Here is an 18,959-nt window from a genome sequence, read left to right as displayed (position 1 = left end):
CCAATCTCACGCCCGACATTTCAGGCCACCACCAGGGCGGCCACCGCCGCCGGCACCTCGGCATAATCATGGCAGACGCGGGCGGCACCAGCCGCCAGCAAGCTCTGCGGCGCGTGATAGCCCCAGGCCACGCCCAAGGCGGCGGTCCCGGCATTACGCGCCATCTGCATATCGTAACTGGTGTCGCCGATGACCACGGTGGTGGCCGGGCCGGCCCCCGCCTCCGCCATCGCGCGCAGGGCCATGTCCGGCGAGGGCTTGCCCTGGGCGCGGTCGGCCGTCTGCAGGGTGATGAAACGCCCGCCCAGGCCGTGATGGTTCAACGTGGCGACCAGGCCCCGGTGCGACTTGCCAGTGGCGATGCCCAACAGGAAACCCGCCGCCTCCAGCGCGTCCAGCGCGGCCACCAGGCCCGGGTAAAGCGGTTCTTCCGCGATGCCCTTGGCCCGGTTCGCAAAGAACGCGTCCTTGTACGCCGCGACGATGCCGGCCACGGCACCCGCCCCCACCCCTTCGGGCAGCAGGCCCAGCACGGCAACCTCCAGCGACAGGCCAACCTGGCGCCGCACGGCCTCGTCGGTCGGCGGCGTCAAGCCCTGGCTGGCGAAGCCCGCGGCCATGGCGGCGATGATGGCGTGCTGGCTGTCCACCAGTGTGCCGTCACAATCGAACAGGGCCAGGCGATTGAAGGCGGACATGAGGTCAGACGTAGCTGGCGAAAGGATCGCCGTCCTTCATATCGAAGCCGAAATATTCCCAGGTCTTGGCCATGTGCGGCGGCAGGTTGGCCGTCACGTCGATGGGCTTGCCGCCGCGCGGGTTGGGGATGACGATGCGACGGGCGTGCAGGTGCAACTGGCGCGGCAGTTCGGCACCGCCAGGCAGGAAGGCCTCCTGCCCCGCGTACTTGCCATCGCCCAGGATGGGTGTGCCGATGGCCACCATGTGGGCGCGCAGCTGATGCGTGCGGCCAGTCAACGGCCATAGGGCGACGAAGGCGGCCTGCCGGTGCGCGTTCTCGATCACCTGGTACAGGGTGACGGCGCGCGCGCCCTCATCCTCGTCCACCGCCATGCGCTCGCCGCGCGTGCCGGCTTCCTTGGCCAGGGCAGCGTCGATCTTGCCCTGGTACTGCTTGGGCACACCCACGGTGACGGCCCAGTAGTACTTGCGCGCTTCCTTGCCCCGGAAGTACCCGGCCAGGCGCGTGGCGGCGAAACTGGTGCGGGCCAGCACCAGACAGCCGCTGGTATCCTTGTCCAGGCGGTGGACCAGCTTGGGCCGCTCCTTCCCGTCGAAGGTCAGCACGTCCAGCATGGCGTCCAAATGCTTGTTCTGGCCGGTACCGCCCTGCACCGCCAGGCCGGCGGGCTTGTTCAGCACGATGACGTCGCCGTCGCGGTACAGCACCGCGTCGCGCAGGGCCTTCACTTCCTTGTCCGACAAGACCGGCCGTTCCTTGCGCGTCACGGCGCCCGGCGCCAGGGGCGCCAGGTCGGGCATGGGGGGAATGCGCACGGACTGCCCAGCCTCCAGGCGCGTGGCGCCCTTGACGCGGCCGCCGTCCACCCGCACCTGGCCGGTGCGCAGCAGCTTTTCCAGCTGGATATGGCTCAGCGCCGGGAAATGCCGCTTGAACCAGCGGTCCAGACGCATCTCCGCCTCGTCGGCGGTCACGGTCCGCGTCTCGACCTTACGGCCACCCTCATCACTCATGACATCACCGCACGTACCAGGGCCATGCCCACAAAAAGACCGCCGACGCCGACCACCAGCGTCGCCATGAAATACAGCATCGTCACCGGCCAATCCCCTCGCGACACCAGCGTGCCGATGTCCAGCGAGAAGGAGGAGAAGGTGGTGAACCCGCCCAATACGCCCACCGCCAGGAAGGCGCGCAGCTCCGGCGAGGGATGCCACACCCGGCCCGCAGCCTCCGCCAGCACACCCATGAGCACGGAGCCCGCAACGTTCACGAACAGCGTGCCCCAGGGGAAATCCAGCCCCAGCCAGCGCCCCAGCCACACCTGCGACAGATAGCGCAGCACCGAGCCCAAGGCGCCGCCCACGGCGACGACGATAACCTGGTTCATCCCCGACCCCCGAAGGCGGCGGCCCCGCCAATGGCGATGTCGCCACCCGACATATCGCCGGTGACGCCAAAAATCCATCCTTCGCGCCGCGCCGTGCCGGTGTCCAGCCCCTTGGGCGTCCAGACATCGTCCAAAGGCGCCCAGCGCATCATGCCGGCGGCGGCGATCATGGCATCCCCCGCGTGGTCATCAAAGACCGCCGGCACCTCCGCCCCCGCATGGCAGCCAACCTTTGCCAGGGCCGCTGCCATATCCGCCCAGTCGCGAATCTTGGCCAGGCCGTGCGCGCGGCGCCGGAACAGGGTGGGATAGATCTCCGTGACCGCCGACCGGGCGGCACCCTCCGGCCCCGTCAGCGCTTCCGCCGGCCACACCGCCAGCGCATCGCCCAGGCGCCGCTTTAGATGGCGCAGCGACCGCATGCCGGCCAGCGAGGCCTTGCCCACCTGCTTGGACGCCGCCGCCAGGTTGAAGACGGAAACGGGGGTGCCCACGCCCGTACGGGCGGCCACCAGTTCCACCCTGCGGCGCTTGCCCCCGCCTTCCGCGTCGGTCCAGTGGGCCGGCCGCCGTCCCGCCAGCCAGAAGCTGGGGCCCAGGCGCGGGTCGGCCAGCGCCGGGGTGCCGCAAAAATCATCGGCGCCGATGCCGTCGCCGGCGGCCTCATCCACCAGGGCCCACAGGCCCATCATGTCGTCCACCCCGGCGGCGCGGCCATCCAGGTAGCCTACGTCCGGCACATAGGGCAGGGAAAAGCCGCAGTCGATGCCCACCAAGGCGCGGGCGCCGGCGCGGTGATGGTCCGCCAGGCGCTCGGCCACCCAGTCCATGGCCTCGCGGCGGCTCCAGTACCGGCCGGGCGGTGGCACCAGGTGAACCGCGGCCTCATCCGGCCGGACGCGGGCGATGGCGATACCCCGGGCGGGCAGGGCCCCCGTCCAGTCGATACCGATATACTCATCAAAGACCGGCACCAGCCTCTCCTTAACCCTTGGCCTTAGCCCTTGGCGTTTGCCACCCTTCGCCCGTCGCGGTACCGCGAGGCGGCGGATGGCCGCTTTTCAACCACCCCACCCCTGCCCTGTCTGCAACGGACGCGCGCACGGTCGTTGGGCAGGCAACAGTTGGCAGGACGGTCTCACGTGGTAAGCTATATGACCGTCGCTGCGGAGTTTTTCCCGTGTTCGCCCGTAACTGGCTTCTTTCCGCCCGTCCGCTGCCCGCCCTTCTGGGCACGGCGGCGCTCGCCCTGACGGTCCTCGCCGCCCCCGCCGCCCTGGCCCAGGCCCAGCAGCCTACCGCCGCGCCAGCGCCGCAGACCGACGCGCCCAAGCCCGGCCTGGACAAGAACGGCCTGCCCACCTCGGTGGTCAAGGTGGCTGCCCCGCCCGCCCCGGCCAAGGATCCCGACGCGGTCGAACCGCCCCGCACCGACGGCCCCATCGACGACATCATCATCACCGCCCCCCAGTTCGGCAACCGGGAGGAGGTCGAGGCCTTCCACAAGGCGGAGTTTGAGCGCCTGGACAAGATCTACGGCAAGCACGAGGAAAAGCGCAGCCGGGGCGACACCCTGACCAAGGCGCCCGAGTCCAACACCGGGACCACCCGCGACGGGCCGATCACCTTAGACCGGTAAAATTCCCTCAAACGCCGGGCGCCGACATCCGTCGGCTTGGCTGGTCCTCGATTTCCAGTCCACTATCGCTCCCCGGAAATGTCCGGCGACCGCGGTCGCGGCCTACGGCGGCGCGACGTGCGCCGCCGCTTGGATTGTGGGTCAGTCCAGCGCGATGTCGCTGATGTCGCGGCCCTGCACGTGGGCCAGGGCCGCCATGGCCAGCGTGTGATCCTCACGCTGCGGCAGGCCGGAGACGGTCAGCGCGCCGATGCAGCCCGCGCCCGCCACCACTAGGGGTACGGCACCGCCGTGGCTGGCGTAGTCGCGATGCGGCAGGCCGCTCTTGATCTCCAAATTCGTACCCTGCTGCGCCAGGCCCAGGCCGATGGCGTAGGAGCTGCGGGCGAAGTGCAGCGCGGTGGCCCGCTTGCGGCGAACCCAGTCGTCATGGTCCGGCGTGGCCGGCCCCACCGCCAGGCGCAGCAGCTGCTGGCGGTGCAGCGACACATCCACCACCAGCACCCCGCCACGCTCCAGCCCGGCCTGCCGCAACCACACGCCCAGGGCCCAGGCCTCCTCCTGTCCAAAGCGCTCGAACACCAGCCGCTGTTCCTGCAAGGCGATGCGGCGCAGGTCTTCTTCATGGGACATGGGGGGCCTTCCGTGGGGATGAGTGCAGGGCGTCGTGCAGGGTAGCGATACCTGGTCCCGAGCGCAGCCCTCAACGCTCGACCACGATGGTCACCCGCCGGTTCGCCGCCCGGTCGTGCACGTCCAGGGGCCTGGTGTCGGCGTAGCCCACCGCCCGCAGGCGTCCAGGCTCCACCCCGTTGGCGATCAGTTCCCGCACCACGGCGCTGGCGCGGGCGGAGGAGAGTTCCCAGTTGGTGGGAAAGCGGGCCGTGGCGATCGCGACATCATCGGTATGGCCTTCGACCGCGATGACGCCCGTCAGCACGCGGAGACTGCGGGCCACATTCGCCAGCAGTTGCCGGCCGGGCGGCGCCAAGTCTGCCTTGCCGGAGGCGAACAGGATACGGTCCTTGATGGCGATCGTCAGCTTGCGATCCGACAGGATGACGTCAAGGTCGGCCGGTTTCCCCGCCGCCTCCAACTGAGTCAGCAAGGCCTGGGCCGCCGGTGTCAGGGTGGCCCCTCCGCCGGACATGCCGTCCGCGGGCGCCGAGGCGGCCGGCTGTCGTTCGTCGGAAAATGCCTCACCCCGGGGGTTGGAAACTTCCTCCTGGGCTGAGTCGTCGTGCCGGGCCGCGACTGTGCCGGCATCCACCGGCTTGGCGGCCAGCCGTCCCTTCATGCCCAGGATCGCCACCATGCCCAGGAAGACGACCATCAGCAGCGTGACCATGTCCATGTAACTGATGACCCATTCCTCCGACTCCTCCGCCGGGGGCGGCAGCGTGGTGAACTTGGCTGGGTTCGGCCGTTTGGGCATCGGCGCGGATGCCGTACCGGTCTTCCCCAGCTCAGGACGTGCTCCTTCGGGGTGCCAGAGATCAGTCATTGTGTTCCAATCACAGACGGCGCGTCACGGAAAGGCGCCGGCATGGCGTCGATCGTCGGCACCCGGGCAAGAGTTGATATTGCGACCGGCAATTAACACTCACCGCATCGCGCCTTCAAATGTAGCGCAGACTGCAAAAATCCAATTGATTCAAATCATCACAACAGATCTGTAAGCGGATGTACAATAACCATAGCGCCGAAATGAGGCGCAAATGGCCATATTAGCCGTAAGGAAACATATCATGGCCACAAATACGCCGGACGTACTGGCGCATGTCGCCAGTATTATACAGAATAAGCAGGAATGCCGGGCAGCATTGCTTGATCTGTCGGGGGTTGTGGATGCCTATGAACCAGTCATCCACAGAATTGTTGATGCGGAATTAAAGGCGGTCGCAGCAGCCAATGATCATACCGTTGGGATTAATACTTATGGCATAGGCTCGTATGGCTGGCTTCTTATCGGCGATGCGGACAGCGGCGAGACATTGCTGGCCGCGACCGACCGTGTCTGCACCGTGTTCGCCGATGCACACCAGGGGAAGGTCGACGTCCATTGGTTTGATCTGCCCGGTGAGGCCAAGCCTCTGATCGCCTGCCTGCGCATCCTGATGGGCGACAAATCCCTGGCCCCGCCGTCACCCGCCACGGATGATGTGGTCGCCCTGCTGCGCATCGAACGCGGACTGCACGGGGCGGACCTGTCATCCCTGATCCGCCGCCAACCCGTTTACAGGGTTGGTGACGACGGCATCTCTCTGGAGCCGATCATGCTGGAACAGACGGTGGACCTGACCGCGCTGGAGCGGCTGTTCAACGTCACCATCATCGGCGCCCCTTGGATGCACGCCCGCGTGACCGAAATCCTGGACCGGCGCATGCTGCACCATCTGCTGCATGACGAAATGTCGCCGCGATTGCCCATCGCCATCAAGCTTCACGCCGGCAGCGTGCGTCAGGGGAGCTTCGCGGCCCTGCTGGATGAACTGCCGGCCCATTGGCATGCCCGCTTGGCGATCGAGCTTCCGTATGCCGAGTGGCTGGTGGCCCCCGACGCAGTGGAAGAGGCCTTGGCCGTTGGCCGGCGCCGTCAATGCCTGATGGTGTTGGATCACGTCCCGGTGGACCGGGCGGCCGAGGCCACGTTGCCCAAGGATGTGCTGTTGCGGCTGATGCCGGCAGTTTCCGCCACAAGTGGAGAGGCGCCGGCCGCCTTGCGGCCGCACACGGTGCCGAGCGGCGCCACCTTGCGCCAGCTGGTCCGCACCTTGGGCGCCGACCGCTGCATCCTGACCCACTGCGATAGCCTGGCCCTGGTCCATCACGCACTGGACGCGGGCATCCGCATGCTGCAGGGCCAGGCGGTCGCCGACTTCGCGGAGATGCGGCAGCAGGTGGTCCCACCGGCGGAGACGACGGTCGGCCAGGGGGCGGTGGAAGACGGACCGGAGGCGGAAGCCCCTCAGGAAGAAACCGGCCCACCAGAGGGTCTATGGCCCCGCCTTATGCGCTGGTTCCGCCCGCGCCACCGGGCGATGGCCGAGGACGCGCCCGCAGAAGCCCAGACCGGACCGAATGTAACCAAAGGGATGTGACCTCCGCCGCTAGCGTGCCCGCGCCCTAGGAGATATCACTAGGGTATGGCACCCGAGGCACCCAGGACCCGGAGTATGCGCACCGTCGGGGAGGTCCTGGCGGTGGCGCTGGAGCATCACCGGGCGGGCCGCCTGGCGGATGCCGGCGCGCTCTATTCCTCGTTGCTGGCGCAGGAGCCGGAGCAGCCGGACGCCCTCCACCTGCTGGGGGTCGCCACCGCCCAGGCAGGACGCGCGGCGGAGGCGGAGCCCCTGATCGCCCGGGCCATCGCGCTGCGGCCCGGCGTGGCCGACTTCCATGCCAACCACGCCCAGGTGCTGGACACGCTGGGCCGCACGGATGAGGCGCTGACCGCCTACACTCAAGCCCTGCGCCTGAATCCCAACCATCCCGACGCCCTGCGCAACATGGCCCGCCTGCTGGCCCGGCTGGAGCGACTGTCGGCTGCCGCCGACGCCCTGCGCGCCTGCGTGGAGCGGACGCCCGACGACCTGCCCACGGTGACGGAACTGGCGCGCCTGTGCGAGCGGCTGGGCCGGGGGAGCGAGGCGGAGACCTGGTACCGCCACGTCCTGGCGCGCGATCCCTTCAACATCCTGGCCCTGAACAATCTGGGGGAACTGAAACGGCGGGCCGGCGACGCGGCGGAGGCCGTCAGCCTATTGTCCCGCGCCGTGAGCGCCGCCCCCGACGCCCCCCTGCCCCGCTGCGCCCTGGCCAACACCCTGACCAGCCTGTTCCGCTTCGAGGAAGCGGAGGCCCATCTGGCGGAGGCGGCGCGCCGCCGGCCGGACGCTCTGCTGCCCCACCGCGACCTGGGCGTCCTGCTGCGCCTGCTGGGCCGGTCGGAGGAGGCGCTGGCCGCCTTCCAGGTGGCGGCCACCCTGGCGCCGCAGGATCCGGTGGCCAATTTCGGTGTGGCCCTGTGCCTGTTGCGCCTGGGCCGCTACCGCGAGGGCTTCGCGCACTATCGCTGGCGCTGGCCCTCCGCCGCCAAGCCGCCCCGGCACCAGGGCCTGCCGGCCTGGTCGACCGGCGTATCCATGGGCACCCCGGCCGGCCTGCGCCTGCTGGTTTGGCATGAGCAGGGGGTGGGCGACACGCTGATGTGCCTGCGCTTCCTGCCCCAATTGACCGCGGCCGGCGCCCGCCTGACCATCGAGGTGCCGGCCGGCCTGGCCCCGCTGGTGGCGGCCCAGGGCTATGGCGCCGTGGTGGTGGACGCGCAGACGCCGGCGCCGGGTGTGGGCTCTGCGGCCCCCCTGCCCTGGGATGGACAGGTGCCCATGATGGACCTGCCCGGCCGCTTCTGCCCCGACCCTGCCGCCGTGCCCTGGACCGGCCCCTACCTTAAAGCCGACCCCGGCCGCAAGCTGCGCTGGACGCAGATGCTGGGTCCCAAGCGGGGCCTGCGCGTCGGCCTGTTCTGGCAGGGCAATCCAGACTTCCCCGACGACCACTGGCGCTCGCCCGGCCTCGCCCCCTTGCTGCCGCTGCTGGACGTGCCGGGTGTGGAGTTCGTCAGCCTGCAGATGGGCCCGGCCAAGGCCGCCCTGACCGATCCGGCCATCCCCCCTGGCCGCATCCGCGACGCCGCCGCCTCCATCCGCGACTGGGCCGACACCGCCGCCCTGGTGGCCGGGCTGGACCTGGTCATCGGCTCCGACAGCGCCTGCATCCATCTGGCCGGCGCGCTGGATGTGCCCGCTTTCCTGCTGCTGTCCCCCACCACCGACTGGCGCTGGCACGACAGGGGCGACACCAGCCCCTGGTACCCATCCCTGCGCCTGTTCCGGCAGACGCGCCTGGGCGATTGGACGGCGCCGGTGGCCGCGGTCAAGGCGGCGCTGGAGGAGAGGGTGGCCGGGCGCTGACGTGCCGGCTCAGGGGCCACCCCGTGGCACCTTCAGCTGCTTCGGCGCCTCATCCTCAGCAGGAGACTCGTCATCGTCTTCATCCAGGATCTTGGTCACCAGCACATGGACATCCCAGCGGTGGATGATCCGCCATTTGCCGAAAGCCTTGATCAGGATCCGTTCGCCCGATCCGTTGTGGAAGGTGTAACGAACCTGGGCGAGGTGCCAGAGGGGTATTTCGAACCGGGTCACATCGACAAGCGGCTGCGGCCCATCACCCTCAAAGGCATCCCGGTAGCCCTCGGCACACCTCCGGTCGCGCCTTGATGTCGGGGGACAGGATAGGATGGAGAAGCCGGGCTGCCGCGCCTGTACCTCTCGCAGCAGGTCGTCAGGAAAAATACGCCCATCCAGGGAAACATAGACGGGATCGCGGGAACCGAAGTCGGTCAAGGCGTCCGCCAGCCCGTCCACCATCGCGACGAAGATGGGTAACTTTTCATCCTCTGTCGCCTGCTGATCCAGCTCTGCCGCCTTCCACAGCAGCACCAGCAGAATGACAGCGGTCACCACTGACAGGCACAGCCACAACGCAATTCGCAACAGCCAACGAAGCGCGCGCCGGCCCATCAGTACGCCGCCGCTTCAAGGTTGTTGAGCGTTGGCAAATGCTGGAAGCCTAGCGAAAACGCCGTTTTTCCTGGCATCACGATAAACAGTGAAAGAGCCAACCCGGCCCAAATCAACCGACGCTGCCACAGCCGTGGTGCGCTGAAACAAAGGCGCGTCAGCAGAAACAACACGACCCAAACCAACAATGGCCAGATGAAAAATCCGAAGATATCGGCGGATCGGCTGAAGTGTGTCAGCGAACCCGCCACATGCCAGCCGAAACCATAGATCAATCCCCAGAACAGGTTCTGGAAACCATGTTCTCCATTTCCGTCGGGCAGGAAGGTAAAAAAGCTCGCCATGAAGTAGGACACGAAGACAATGCCCACCCTGACCGCACGTTGCATCCTAACGGTCACGTCCATCTCCGCTGCCAACCTCACAACGCATACTGACGCCATGTAACCAGCCGACAAGCTGTTTTTAGCGATCAAAGAACATCCGCCCCGACAGCAATGCCGCAATGCACACGCCAATGCTGCATCTGCGAACGATCTTGGTTACCGTTGCCCTGGTCACCCGTTCGCCTACTTGAGTTTCCATGTCCCACGCCCACACGGTGCCCACCGACCGCTCCTCCCCGCTGGCCCGGCTCGCGCGCTGGCTGCAGGCGCGGTCGTTCGCGCTGACGCCGGAGCAGATCGGCATCACCGAGGGTCTGCGCGCCGCCACGGCGGTGGCGCTGATGGTCACGCTGGCGCTGTACCTGGACCAGCCCATCCTGTCGTGGGCGGCCTTTGCCGCCTTCTGGGCCTGCCTGGCCGACCCCGGCGGGCCTTTCGGCGTACGGCTGCGGGCCATGGGCGGATTCGCCCTGATCGGCACGGCCATGGCGGGGGCCGTCAGCGCGGTGGCAGCGCTGGGGCACGGCTGGGCGGCGGCGGCCCTGTTCGTCGCCCTGTTCATCTGCTGCCTCAGCCGCGTCTACGGCCCGGCCGCCACCCAGGTGGGCGTGCTGGCCTGCTGCGTCGCCGTGGTGGCGGTGGGCTATCCCATGGCGCCCCTGGACGCCCTGCGCCTGTCCGGCGTCTTCCTGCTGGGCAGCGGCTGGGCCGTGGCCCTGTGCCTGGTGCTGTGGCGCATCCATCCCTACGCCCCCGCCCGCCGCGCCGTCGCCGCCATCTATTCCGAACTCGGTGACATGACGGCCGAACTGCTGGCCCTGCACGCCAGCGGTGCCACCCAGGACGCGCGCTGGAAGGCGCATGCTGCCGAGCATCGCCGCGCGGTGCGCGACACGATCGAGCGGGCGCGTGCCGCCGTGGGCCGCTTCTCCGCCGGGCGCGGCAACGGGCGCGACATCCGCCGCGCCCTGCTGGCCGCCATCGAGGCGGGCGAACGCATCTTCGCCGGCCTGATCGCGCTGGGCTATGACCTTGAGCCGCACGCCACCGGCACACCTACCGACGCCGACACCTTGCCGCTGCGCCAGCTGCGCGCCGCCCTGACCCGCACCAGCCGCCAGGTGATGCGGTCCGAGCCCGACCGCGCCCTGGTGGCCTATGAGGCGGAGGTGCTGGACCGCGTCGCCCGGCCAGCGCACGATCTGGTGGGCCGCGTGGCCCAGGTCTGCGCCCAGGCCCTGGCCGACCTGACCCGCGCCTGGGCGCCGCCGGTGGATGACGGCGCACTGGCCACCGTGCCCGAACAGGACGAGACGCCGCGCCGCCGCCTGACGCCCGCCCGGGCCCTGCGCCTGGCCCTGGTCCCTTCCTCCCCCATCGCGCGCCATGCCCTGCGCGTGGCCCTGGTGGTGACGGTAACCTACGCCGTCACCGCCTATCTCGACGTCGCCTATGCCTACTGGGCCACCATGGCGGCGGTTGTGGTGATGCAGCCGCAGGCCGCCACCACTTGGCCCCGCACCCTGGAACGCGTGGTGGGCAGCGTCATCGGCGGCGCCGCAGCTGCCTTCCTGGCCGTGGCCCTGCCCACGCCCCTCGCGCTGCTGGCGGCCATCTTCCCCCTGGCGGCCGCCACCATCGCCCTACGCTCCGTCAGCTACAGCCTGTTCGTCACCTTCCTGACGCCGCTGTTCGTGCTGGTGGCCGACCTGCTGCACCCCGGCCTGAACGCCCATGGCGAAGGCATCGCGCTGGCCCGCGCCTTCAACAACACGCTGGGCAGCGTCATCGGCCTGGCCGGCTGCCTGGTCCTGTGGCCGGAGCGGGAGCCCAAGGGCTTCCCCCACAAGCTGGCGGCGGCGGTGGAGGCCAACATGCGCTACGCCACCCTGGTGGTGCGGGCGGGCCAGACGCCCTATGCAGAGATCGACGCCGCCCGCCGGGCCGCCGGCCTGGCCAGCACGGCGGCCGAGGTGACGCGCCAGCGCATGGTGCTGGAGGGCCGCCGGCGCAAGGCGCACCTGGACGAGGCCGGCGCCGTTCTGGAAACGCTGCGCCGCCTGGCGGGGGCCGCCACCGTCGCTTGGCTGGACGAACGCACCATCCCCGGCCCGCCCGACGCCCGGCGCATCGGCTATTGCGAGGCGGCCACGATGCGGCTGGGCGCCCTGGTGCGCGGCGTGCCGATGGATGATAGCGCCTTGGCGCGCGAGGGCGAACCGCCGGACGACATTGCCCGCGCCGTCACCCACGTCGTGCAGGCGGCCAAGGACTACGCCCGCGCCATGGCGCCGGACAGGGCATAGCCCGGTCCTATAGCTATACTTACACGCTCTTCAGGAACGGGATCAGGTTCTTGAAGTAGAAGTCCTGGTCGTCCCACATGCACAGGTGACTGCCTTGCGGGCAGGTCACGGACCGGGCGTTGGGCATCAGCGTCGCCATGCGCTTCATATCTTCCGGATCCATCTCGTCGTGGGTGGCGCCGATGGTCAGGGTCTTCACCTTGATCTGGGATAGCTGATCCCAACGTTCCCAGTCCTTCAGGTTGCCCGTCACCTCCAGCTCACTCTTTCCCTGCATCTGGTTGTAGATGGTGAGGTTGGCGTGGCGGAAGGCGCGGGTGACAGGCTCCGGCCAGGGGTCGAGGCGGCAGATCATCTGGGGATACATCTCCTCCATCATGATCTTCTCGTACGCCGGGTCGTCATAGGCCTGCTTCGCCTCCAGCTCCCGGATCAGCTTCTGGGACTCGGGCTTCATCAGGCTGCGCAGGGCATTGACGCGCTTCAGGTAGGCCTGGATGCCGGCCGCCATGTTGGAAATGACCAGGCCCTTCAGGTGCTTCTGGTATTTCAGCGCGTAATCGATGGCCAGGATGCCGCCCCAGGAATGGCCATAGAGCACGAACTGGTCCAGGCCCAATCCCTGGCGCACCTCCTCCACCTCCTCGACGAAGCGCGGCAGGGTCCACAGGCTGGTGTCGTCTGGCTGGTCGGAATTGTTCGACCCCAACTGGTCGTAATAATACATCTCGATCCCGGCCTCGGGCAGGAAGGACTCCATCGCCTCAAGGTATTCGTGGGAAAAGCCGGGGCCACCGTGCAGCAGCAGCACCTTCACGGCGCCGCTGCCGATCTTCTTGGTCCAGACCTTGTACTTGCCCCCCGCCACCGGGATCATGCGGATGCCGGCCATGCGAATACCGGGCGGGTTGAGGGGAGCGGCGGGGGCGGCCTCGGCCAGGGAGGGCGTCATCGGGGTGGTCGCGGCGGCCAGAACGGCGGCGGCCGACAGGAACTGTCTGCGGTCCATGAAATCCTCAATAGGAAGGGGCGCGCGGCATGCCGGCGCGAGTTCCGCGATAGAGGTGCCGGAAGCCCCCCTTCTCCGCAAATAATTTCAAGGGCATAGCCCATCAGGGCAGGCGTCAGCTCTCGCCGCTCTCCTTGCCCTCCGCCGCGCGCTGGCGCAGCTTGGCCCAGTAGTCCTGGCGCTTCTTGATCTCGCGTTCAAAGCCGCGCTCCACCGGCTGATAGAACTCCCGCCGCGCCATGCCATCGGGGAAATAATTCTGGCCGGAAAAACCATCGGCCGTGTCGTGGTCGTAGTTGTAGCCCTTGCCGTAGCCCAGATCCTTCATCAGACGGGTGGGCGCGTTCAGGATGTGCATGGGCGGCATCAGGCTGCCCGTTTCCTTGGCGGCGCGCTGCGCCTGCTTGATGGCCATGTAGGCGGCATTGGATTTGGGCGCCGTGCCCAGGTAGATGACGCATTGGGCGATGGCCAGTTCCCCCTCCGGGCTGCCCAGGCGCTCATAGGCGTCCCAGGCGGCAAGGGCGATGGTCAGGGCCTGGGGATCGGCCATGCCGATATCCTCGCTGGCGAAGCGCACCAGGCGGCGGGCGATGTAGCGCGGGTCCTCGCCGCCCGCCAGCATGCGGGAATACCAGTAGAGGGCGGCGTCGGTGTCCGACCCGCGCAGCGACTTGTGCAGGGCGCTGATGAGGTTGTAGTGCCCCTCCTGCGCCTTGTCGTAGAGGGGCATGCGCCGCTGCACCGCCACGGTCAGGGCGTTGGTGTCGAGCGGGTCCTCCCCCGGACGCACCACGGCGTAAATCTCCTCCACCAAATTCAGGAAATAGCGCCCGTCGCCATCGGCCATGGCCTTCAGCGCCGCCCGCGCGTCTTCGGTCAGCGGCAGGGCGCGGCCCTCCTCCGCCTCCGCCCGGCCGATCAGCTTCTCCAGCGCCTCCTCGCCTAAGCGGTTCAGGACGAAGACCTGGGCGCGGGACAGCAAGGCAGCGTTCAGCTCGAACGACGGATTCTCCGTCGTGGCGCCCACCAGGGTGACCGTGCCGTCCTCGACATAGGGCAGGAAGCCGTCCTGCTGGGATCGGTTGAAGCGGTGGATCTCGTCGATGAACAACAGGGTGCCCTGGCCCGCCTGGCGGCGCTGCTTGGCCGCCTCGAACACCTTGCGCAGGTCGGCCACGCCGGAGAACACGGCGGACAGGGGCTCGAACGCCAGGGTGGTGGCTTGCGCCAGCAGACGGGCGATGGTGGTCTTGCCGCAGCCCGGCGGGCCCCACAGCACCATGGAGCTGAGACGGTGGGCGGCCACCATGCGGCCGATGGGTCCCTTGGGGCCCAGCAGATGCTCCTGCCCCACCACCTGGTCCAGCGCGGTCGGCCGCAGCCGGTCGGCCAGCGGGCGCGGCGCCTCCGCCTCGAACAGGGAACCCGATCCGCTCTTCACCATCGCGCCTTACTCATGAGGATACAAACCCGGAACAGCGGGCCCCGGAACACCATGCCAGAGTAGGGCCCGCCTTGGCATCGTCCATTTCAGGGATGCCTGTCGCGGGGCCCCCATTTACACCCTCGCCGGGTTGCATAAACGTTCCCCGTATAAACCAAAGTGGGTCGCTGGTCGCCGGCCAGCCCAATGGAAACAGGGCCTATCCATGAGCCACACACTGACGCGGCTGATCCTGGGCACGGTCTTGGCATGGGTCCCCAGCCTCCCCTGGGCGGCCGTGGCCAGCGACGCCACAACCACGTCGCCCACACCGCCGCCGGTTCAACGGATCAAGCGCACCGACAGCCCTGCGGAATTGGCCCGCCATATCTCGGCCCTGCACGCCGCGCCGTTCAAGGACACGGCCGGGCAGCCGTTCCGCTTCGACAGCCTGAAGGGCAAGATCGTTTGGGTGAACCAGTGGGCCCACTGGTGCGCCCCTTGCGTCGCGGAATTCCGCGTGATGCGCCAGGTGCAGGAGCAGGTGGGCGCGGACAAGCTGGAAATCGTCCTGGTCTCCCGGCTGCGCGACTGGGAAAAGGACCAGGCCTATGTGAAAGAGCATGACTTGCCCTGGCGGCAGGTGGTGCTGGACCTGCCCCCCGGCACGTCACGGGACCTGTATGCCGACGTCTCGATGAATCCGCCGGAACAGACGGCCATCGGCACCGCCTTCCCCATGAGTACCTTCCTGGGGAGGGATGGCGAAGGCTTGCGCTTCGATCGCCACCCCATTCCGGTGACGCAAGGGGGCGATCCGCAAAATTCCCATGACGTGGACATATTGGTCCGGACCTTGACCGGGTGGGCGGCCCGGGCGCCGGGCTGACGCGGCGGCAAACCGCGTCAGCCGGCGACGAAGCCCTCAGCCACCGACGCTCAGCGTCAGCACCTGATCACCCCGGCGGACAGCCAAGTCCCAGCGGCGCTGTGGCTGGTTCACCAACCGTTTCAGGTCGGCCACACGCGTGATGGGCTGGCCGTTCACCTTCACCACCACGTCGCCCGGCTGGAAGCCCAGGGCCTGGGCGGTGGTGCCCGGCTGCACCTTCAGCACGATGACGCCATCGGAGCTGCCGGCGTAGCCGACCTCCTCGGCAAGTGCCGGGTTGATGTTGGCGACGGTGGTGCCGGCGAAGGGTTGGCGGCCATCCAGCGCGGTCTCATCCCGGGGCGGGTCTTCCGGCGGGCCGATCAGCTTCACCGGCAGCTTGGTCTCGGCCCCCTTGCGGATGATGGTCAGGGTCGCGTTCCCGCCCACGGGCAGCAGCGCGATGCGGTAGCGCAGGCTTTCCGGATCATCGACCAGGTGGCCGTTCACCGCCGTCACCACGTCCCCCACCTTCACGCCCGCCTGCTCAAGCGGCCCCTTGGGGTTCAACTGGTTGATCAGCACGCCCTGGGGCCGGGGCAGGCCCAGGTTGGTGGCCAGCTCCTGCGTCACCGGCTGGCCGCTGGCGCCCATCCACGGGCGCACCAGCTTGCCACCCCCCTCCACCGCGGTGACGACGGAGCGCACCATGTCCGCCGGGATAGCGAAGCCGATGCCGACCGAGCCGCCGCTGCGCGAATAGATGGCCGAATTGATGCCGGCCAGCTTGCCGTCCATGGTGATCAGCGCGCCGCCCGAGTTGCCCGGGTTGATGGCGGCATCCGTCTGGATGAAGAAGTTGAAGTCCGACACGCCCACGCCGGTGCGGGCCAGGGCCGAAACGATGCCGCTGGTGACCGTCTGGCCGACACCGAAGGGGTTGCCGATGGCCAGCACCAGGTCACCCACCTGGATGCTGTCGCTATCGCCCAGGTCCAGCGTGGGCAGCTTCTCACCCTTGGTGTCGATGCGCAGGACGGCCAGGTCCACCTTCTCGTCCGCGCTCATTACCTTGGCGGGAAACTCCCGCCGGTCCGCCAGCACCACGGTGATCTGGTCGGCGTCCTTGATGACATGGTCGTTGGTGACGATCAGGCCGTCGGGCCGGATGATGACGCCAGAGCCCAGCGAGGACTCCACCCGCTCGCGCGGAACGCCGCGGAAGGCGTCGCCGAAGAACTGCCGGAAGAACGGGTCCTCCATGAAGGGGGACACGCGCTGCTTGATGACACGGCGGCTGTAGATGTTGACCACCGCCGGCGCCGCCCGCTTCACCAGGGGGGCGTAGCTGAGCGTGATCTGCTCTCGGCTCTGCGGCACCTGCTGGGCCAGGGCCGGCGGCGTCAAGGCCAGGCCGGCGGCGACAGCCACCAGGGCGCAACGGGAGACTAGGCGGCGGAACGGCGTTTCAAGCGTCACGGGGAAGAACTCTCACGTCTGATCGAAACGAGGGGACGGGGGTGAGATAGGGTTCAGCCCGGGTCGCCGCAACGGTTCAGGCAGGATTTCAGGTCGCGTTGGCACATGCCGTTGTTCAGTTCGGGCGTATGATCGCTCTGCCCGGCCTTGGTGTCGCCGCACACCTGGCTGTCGCGGTTGCAGCGCGCCACGCAGGCCGCGTGGGTGTCCAGCTTGCCCTCGCGCTGCGACGGCAGCGCCATGCAGCCCGCCAGCCCTATCAAAAGCAGGCCGGCGAAAGCCGCCTTGGTCCCCAAAATACGCACCGGTTCATCCTCCTGTCCGCGCCCGCCGCACGCCTGTCGTACCGGCGATGGACGGGCGGCAGGATGCGCGATTTGGCCCCCGCCCGTCCACGGGCTTATACGGGCGCTGCGGCGCGACACGGTCGCGCCCCGCCCCCGCCGCCAGAGCAATGAAAAAGGGCGGACCCTCACGGATCCGCCCCTTCCCTTACCATTCCGGAAGTGGAACAGCCTAGACTCAGGCCGCTTCTTCCTCGGTCTCCGTCACCTGGACCGGACCGCTGTCCTGGCCCTTGGCGGAGACGTCGCGGTCCACCAGCTCGATGACGGCCATGGCGGCCATGTCACCGTAGCGGAAGCCGGCCTTCAGGACGCGGGTGTAGCCACCCTGACGGTCCTTGTAACGCTCGGCGATAGTGGTGAACAGCTTGTCGACCATGGCGTTGTCGCGCAGTTCCGCGAACGCCAGGCGACGGTTGGCGAGGCCGCCCTTCTTGCCCAGCGTGATCAGCTTCTCCACGATCGGCCGCAGGTCCTTGGCCTTCGGCAGGGTCGTCTTGATCTGCTCGTGCTTAATCAGGGCATTGGCCATGTTGGAGAACATGGCCAGACGGTGGGTAGAGGTCTTGCTGAACTTACGCCCGGAAACGCCGTGACGCATGGTGCTTCTCCTTTCATGTCCGGGTGTCGGATGCCGACACCTATGACGATCCCCGAAACGCCCGCCTGTGCCCGTAAGGGGCGCTGGCCGGTACGGCGGGGGTGGGCCCTATGCCCTGTACTCCGCATCCGGCCGTAACCGGATGCGGAGAACCTCACATCAAGCTCAGTACGGCTCTTCCAAACGCTTGGCCAGGTCCTCGATGTTCTCGGGCGGCCAGTTCGGGATTTCCATGCCGAGGTGCAAGCCCATCTGGGACAGCACTTCCTTGATTTCGTTCAGCGACTTGCGGCCGAAGTTCGGGGTGCGGAGCATTTCCGCTTCCGTCTTCTGCACCAGGTCGCCGATGTAGACGATGTTGTCGTTCTTCAGGCAGTTGGCCGAACGGACCGACAGTTCCAGCTCGTCCACCTTGCGCAGCAGGTTCTTGTTGAACGGCACCTCGTCGGACTTCTCCGACGCGGTGACGGCCTGCGGCTCCTCGAAGTTGATGAACAGCTGCAGCTGGTCCTGCAGGATGCGGGCGGCGATGGCCACGGCATCCTCGGGCGTCACGGCGCCGTTGGTCTCGATCGACAGCGACAGCTTGTCATAGTCGGTGCGCTGGCCCAGGCGGGTATTCTCCACCTTGTACGCCACCTTGCGGATGGGGCTGTACAGGGCGTCGATCGGGATCAGGCCGATGGGGGCGTCTTCCGGACGGTTCTGGCTGGCGGGGACGTAGCCCTTGCCCTTCTCGACCGTCAGTTCCATGTTCAGGCGGGCGCCGGCGTCCAGGGTGCAGATCACCAGGTCGGGATCCATCACCTCGATGTCGCCCGTCACCTCGATCATGCCGGCGGTGACTTCCTTGGGGCCTTCGGCGCGCAGGCGCAGCCGCTTCGGGCCCTCGCCCTCCATCTTCAGACCCATGTTCTTGATGTTCAGAACGATGTCGGTCACGTCCTCACGGACGCCGGGGATGGAGGAGAATTCGTGCAGGACGCCATCGATGTGGATGGCGGTGACCGCCGCCCCCTGAAGGGACGACAGCAGGACGCGGCGCAGGGCGTTGCCCAGGGTCAGGCCAAAGCCACGCTCCAGCGGGCCGGCGACGATCGTGGCCTCACGGCGCGGATCGGCACCGACGTTCACGTCGAGCTTGCTGGGCTTTTCCAGGGTCTGCCAGTTCTTCTGAATCACGGGTAGTTGCCTCTAATGCCATCGGGAGGACACGA

General features: G+C 68.1%; 19 protein-coding genes. 5 read left to right on the top strand and 14 right to left on the bottom strand.

Annotated features, from left to right (window positions below; all coding sequences use genetic code 11):
- Nucleotides 1–20: 20 nt before the first annotated feature.
- Genes FBZ87_RS04205 through FBZ87_RS04190 form a run of 4 tightly spaced genes read right to left on the bottom strand, consistent with a single transcriptional unit; the run spans nt 21 to nt 3,067 of the window.
- Complete coding sequence (locus tag FBZ87_RS04205) at nt 21–698, bottom strand: HAD-IA family hydrolase (RefSeq protein ID WP_145609131.1); 678 nt, start codon at nt 696–698, stop codon at nt 21–23.
- A gap of 4 nt (nt 699–702) precedes the next feature.
- Nucleotides 703–1,716 carry an RluA family pseudouridine synthase gene (locus tag FBZ87_RS04200; RefSeq protein ID WP_145609130.1) on the bottom strand — a complete coding sequence of 338 codons (1,014 nt, stop codon included), beginning with the start codon at nt 1,714–1,716 and terminating at the stop codon, nt 703–705.
- A complete protein-coding gene (gene crcB, locus FBZ87_RS04195; RefSeq protein WP_145609129.1) occupies nt 1,713–2,093 on the bottom strand; it encodes a fluoride efflux transporter CrcB in 381 nt (126 codons plus the stop codon). Before crcB ends, FBZ87_RS04200 begins: the two co-directional genes overlap by 4 nt.
- Nucleotides 2,090–3,067 carry a hypothetical protein gene (locus tag FBZ87_RS04190; protein WP_145609128.1) on the bottom strand — a complete coding sequence of 326 codons (978 nt, stop codon included), beginning with the start codon at nt 3,065–3,067 and terminating at the stop codon, nt 2,090–2,092. Before FBZ87_RS04190 ends, crcB begins: the two co-directional genes overlap by 4 nt.
- Before the next feature lie 206 nt (nt 3,068–3,273).
- On the opposite strand from FBZ87_RS04190, the gene FBZ87_RS04185 reads away from it, so the two are divergent.
- Complete coding sequence (locus FBZ87_RS04185) at nt 3,274–3,732, top strand: hypothetical protein (RefSeq protein ID WP_145609127.1); 459 nt, start codon at nt 3,274–3,276, stop codon at nt 3,730–3,732.
- A 141-nt stretch (nt 3,733–3,873) separates the two neighbouring features.
- On the opposite strand, the gene FBZ87_RS04180 is transcribed toward FBZ87_RS04185, so the two are convergent.
- The gene (locus FBZ87_RS04180) at nt 3,874–4,365 is read right to left on the bottom strand and encodes a heme-degrading domain-containing protein (protein ID WP_145609126.1); all 492 of its coding nucleotides are present in this window, start codon (nt 4,363–4,365) and stop codon (nt 3,874–3,876) included.
- A gap of 70 nt (nt 4,366–4,435) precedes the next feature.
- Nucleotides 4,436–5,167 (bottom strand): OmpA/MotB family protein, encoded by a 732-nt coding sequence (locus FBZ87_RS04175; RefSeq protein WP_186454568.1) that lies wholly within the window; start codon nt 5,165–5,167, stop codon nt 4,436–4,438.
- A gap of 283 nt (nt 5,168–5,450) precedes the next feature.
- Between FBZ87_RS04175 and FBZ87_RS04170 the strand changes: the two genes are divergently transcribed.
- Both FBZ87_RS04170 and FBZ87_RS04165 read left to right on the top strand, forming a co-directional pair.
- The gene (locus FBZ87_RS04170) at nt 5,451–6,833 is read left to right on the top strand and encodes an EAL domain-containing protein (RefSeq protein WP_145609124.1); all 1,383 of its coding nucleotides are present in this window, start codon (nt 5,451–5,453) and stop codon (nt 6,831–6,833) included.
- 75 nt (nt 6,834–6,908) lie between these two features.
- On the top strand, nt 6,909–8,708 hold the full coding sequence (locus FBZ87_RS04165) for a tetratricopeptide repeat protein (protein ID WP_186454567.1): 1,800 nt from the start codon (nt 6,909–6,911) through the stop codon (nt 8,706–8,708).
- 9 nt (nt 8,709–8,717) lie between these two features.
- On the opposite strand, the gene FBZ87_RS04160 is transcribed toward FBZ87_RS04165, so the two are convergent.
- Together FBZ87_RS04160 and FBZ87_RS04155 are read right to left on the bottom strand one after the other, a co-directional pair.
- Complete coding sequence (locus tag FBZ87_RS04160) at nt 8,718–9,320, bottom strand: hypothetical protein (RefSeq protein WP_145609122.1); 603 nt, start codon at nt 9,318–9,320, stop codon at nt 8,718–8,720.
- Nucleotides 9,320–9,727: a hypothetical protein gene (locus tag FBZ87_RS04155; RefSeq protein ID WP_145609121.1), complete on the bottom strand. Its 408-nt coding sequence runs from the start codon at nt 9,725–9,727 to the stop codon at nt 9,320–9,322. Before FBZ87_RS04155 ends, FBZ87_RS04160 begins: the two co-directional genes overlap by 1 nt.
- Before the next feature lie 176 nt (nt 9,728–9,903).
- On the opposite strand from FBZ87_RS04155, the gene FBZ87_RS04150 reads away from it, so the two are divergent.
- Complete coding sequence (locus FBZ87_RS04150) at nt 9,904–12,012, top strand: FUSC family protein (protein WP_145609120.1); 2,109 nt, start codon at nt 9,904–9,906, stop codon at nt 12,010–12,012.
- A 19-nt stretch (nt 12,013–12,031) separates the two neighbouring features.
- Here the strand turns inward: FBZ87_RS04150 and FBZ87_RS04145 are convergent, their stop codons facing one another.
- Both FBZ87_RS04145 and FBZ87_RS04140 read right to left on the bottom strand, forming a co-directional pair.
- Nucleotides 12,032–13,021, bottom strand: coding sequence for a proline iminopeptidase-family hydrolase (locus FBZ87_RS04145; protein WP_145609119.1), 990 nt, complete (start codon nt 13,019–13,021; stop codon nt 12,032–12,034).
- Nucleotides 13,022–13,136: 115 nt separating this feature from the next.
- On the bottom strand, nt 13,137–14,468 hold the full coding sequence (locus FBZ87_RS04140) for a replication-associated recombination protein A (RefSeq protein WP_145609118.1): 1,332 nt from the start codon (nt 14,466–14,468) through the stop codon (nt 13,137–13,139).
- Between the two features lie 205 nt (nt 14,469–14,673).
- Here FBZ87_RS04140 and FBZ87_RS04135 point away from each other — a divergent pair, with 205 nt between their 5' ends.
- A complete protein-coding gene (locus FBZ87_RS04135; protein ID WP_145609117.1) occupies nt 14,674–15,336 on the top strand; it encodes a TlpA family protein disulfide reductase in 663 nt (220 codons plus the stop codon).
- A gap of 36 nt (nt 15,337–15,372) precedes the next feature.
- Here FBZ87_RS04135 and FBZ87_RS04130 read toward each other — a convergent pair whose 3' ends face one another.
- The 4 genes from FBZ87_RS04130 to FBZ87_RS04115 all read right to left on the bottom strand — a co-directional run bounded on the left by FBZ87_RS04130 (nt 15,373) and on the right by FBZ87_RS04115 (nt 18,924).
- Entirely contained in the window at nt 15,373–16,797 is a 1,425-nt protein-coding gene (locus FBZ87_RS04130; RefSeq protein ID WP_145609116.1) for a DegQ family serine endoprotease, read from the bottom strand.
- A 53-nt stretch (nt 16,798–16,850) separates the two neighbouring features.
- Nucleotides 16,851–17,102: a hypothetical protein gene (locus tag FBZ87_RS04125; protein WP_145609115.1), complete on the bottom strand. Its 252-nt coding sequence runs from the start codon at nt 17,100–17,102 to the stop codon at nt 16,851–16,853.
- 217 nt (nt 17,103–17,319) lie between these two features.
- On the bottom strand, nt 17,320–17,742 hold the full coding sequence (gene rplQ / locus FBZ87_RS04120) for a 50S ribosomal protein L17 (protein ID WP_040848395.1): 423 nt from the start codon (nt 17,740–17,742) through the stop codon (nt 17,320–17,322).
- 165 nt (nt 17,743–17,907) lie between these two features.
- Nucleotides 17,908–18,924, bottom strand: coding sequence for a DNA-directed RNA polymerase subunit alpha (locus tag FBZ87_RS04115; RefSeq protein ID WP_040848396.1), 1,017 nt, complete (start codon nt 18,922–18,924; stop codon nt 17,908–17,910).
- Nucleotides 18,925–18,959: the final 35 nt, after the last annotated feature.

This window comes from Nitrospirillum amazonense (assembly GCF_007828035.1).
Taxonomy (GTDB): Bacteria; Pseudomonadota; Alphaproteobacteria; order Azospirillales; family Azospirillaceae; genus Nitrospirillum; species Nitrospirillum amazonense.
The sequence above is the reverse complement of the archived record's forward strand: the minus strand, read 5'-3'. Positions and strand labels throughout refer to the sequence as shown.

Bases quoted from the DNA above. Each gene is read 5' to 3' on its own strand.
- FBZ87_RS04160 (WP_145609122.1), bottom strand. From the start codon at position 9,320: ATGGGCCGGCGCGCGCTTCGTTGGCTGTTGCGAATTGCGTTGTGGCTG.
- crcB (WP_145609129.1), bottom strand. From the start codon at position 2,093: ATGAACCAGGTTATCGTCGTCGCCGTGGGCGGCGCCTTGGGCTCGGTG.
- rplQ (WP_040848395.1), bottom strand. From the start codon at position 17,742: ATGCGTCACGGCGTTTCCGGGCGTAAGTTCAGCAAGACCTCTACCCAC.
- FBZ87_RS04155 (WP_145609121.1), bottom strand. From the start codon at position 9,727: ATGGACGTGACCGTTAGGATGCAACGTGCGGTCAGGGTGGGCATTGTC.
- FBZ87_RS04165 (WP_186454567.1), top strand. From the start codon at position 6,909: ATGCGCACCGTCGGGGAGGTCCTGGCGGTGGCGCTGGAGCATCACCGG.
- FBZ87_RS04200 (WP_145609130.1), bottom strand. From the start codon at position 1,716: ATGAGTGATGAGGGTGGCCGTAAGGTCGAGACGCGGACCGTGACCGCC.
- FBZ87_RS04140 (WP_145609118.1), bottom strand. From the start codon at position 14,468: ATGGTGAAGAGCGGATCGGGTTCCCTGTTCGAGGCGGAGGCGCCGCGC.
- FBZ87_RS04145 (WP_145609119.1), bottom strand. From the start codon at position 13,021: ATGGACCGCAGACAGTTCCTGTCGGCCGCCGCCGTTCTGGCCGCCGCG.
- FBZ87_RS04170 (WP_145609124.1), top strand. From the start codon at position 5,451: ATGGCCATATTAGCCGTAAGGAAACATATCATGGCCACAAATACGCCG.
- FBZ87_RS04205 (WP_145609131.1), bottom strand. From the start codon at position 698: ATGTCCGCCTTCAATCGCCTGGCCCTGTTCGATTGTGACGGCACACTG.
- FBZ87_RS04150 (WP_145609120.1), top strand. From the start codon at position 9,904: ATGTCCCACGCCCACACGGTGCCCACCGACCGCTCCTCCCCGCTGGCC.
- FBZ87_RS04135 (WP_145609117.1), top strand. From the start codon at position 14,674: ATGAGCCACACACTGACGCGGCTGATCCTGGGCACGGTCTTGGCATGG.
- FBZ87_RS04180 (WP_145609126.1), bottom strand. From the start codon at position 4,365: ATGTCCCATGAAGAAGACCTGCGCCGCATCGCCTTGCAGGAACAGCGG.
- FBZ87_RS04175 (WP_186454568.1), bottom strand. From the start codon at position 5,167: ATGCCCAAACGGCCGAACCCAGCCAAGTTCACCACGCTGCCGCCCCCG.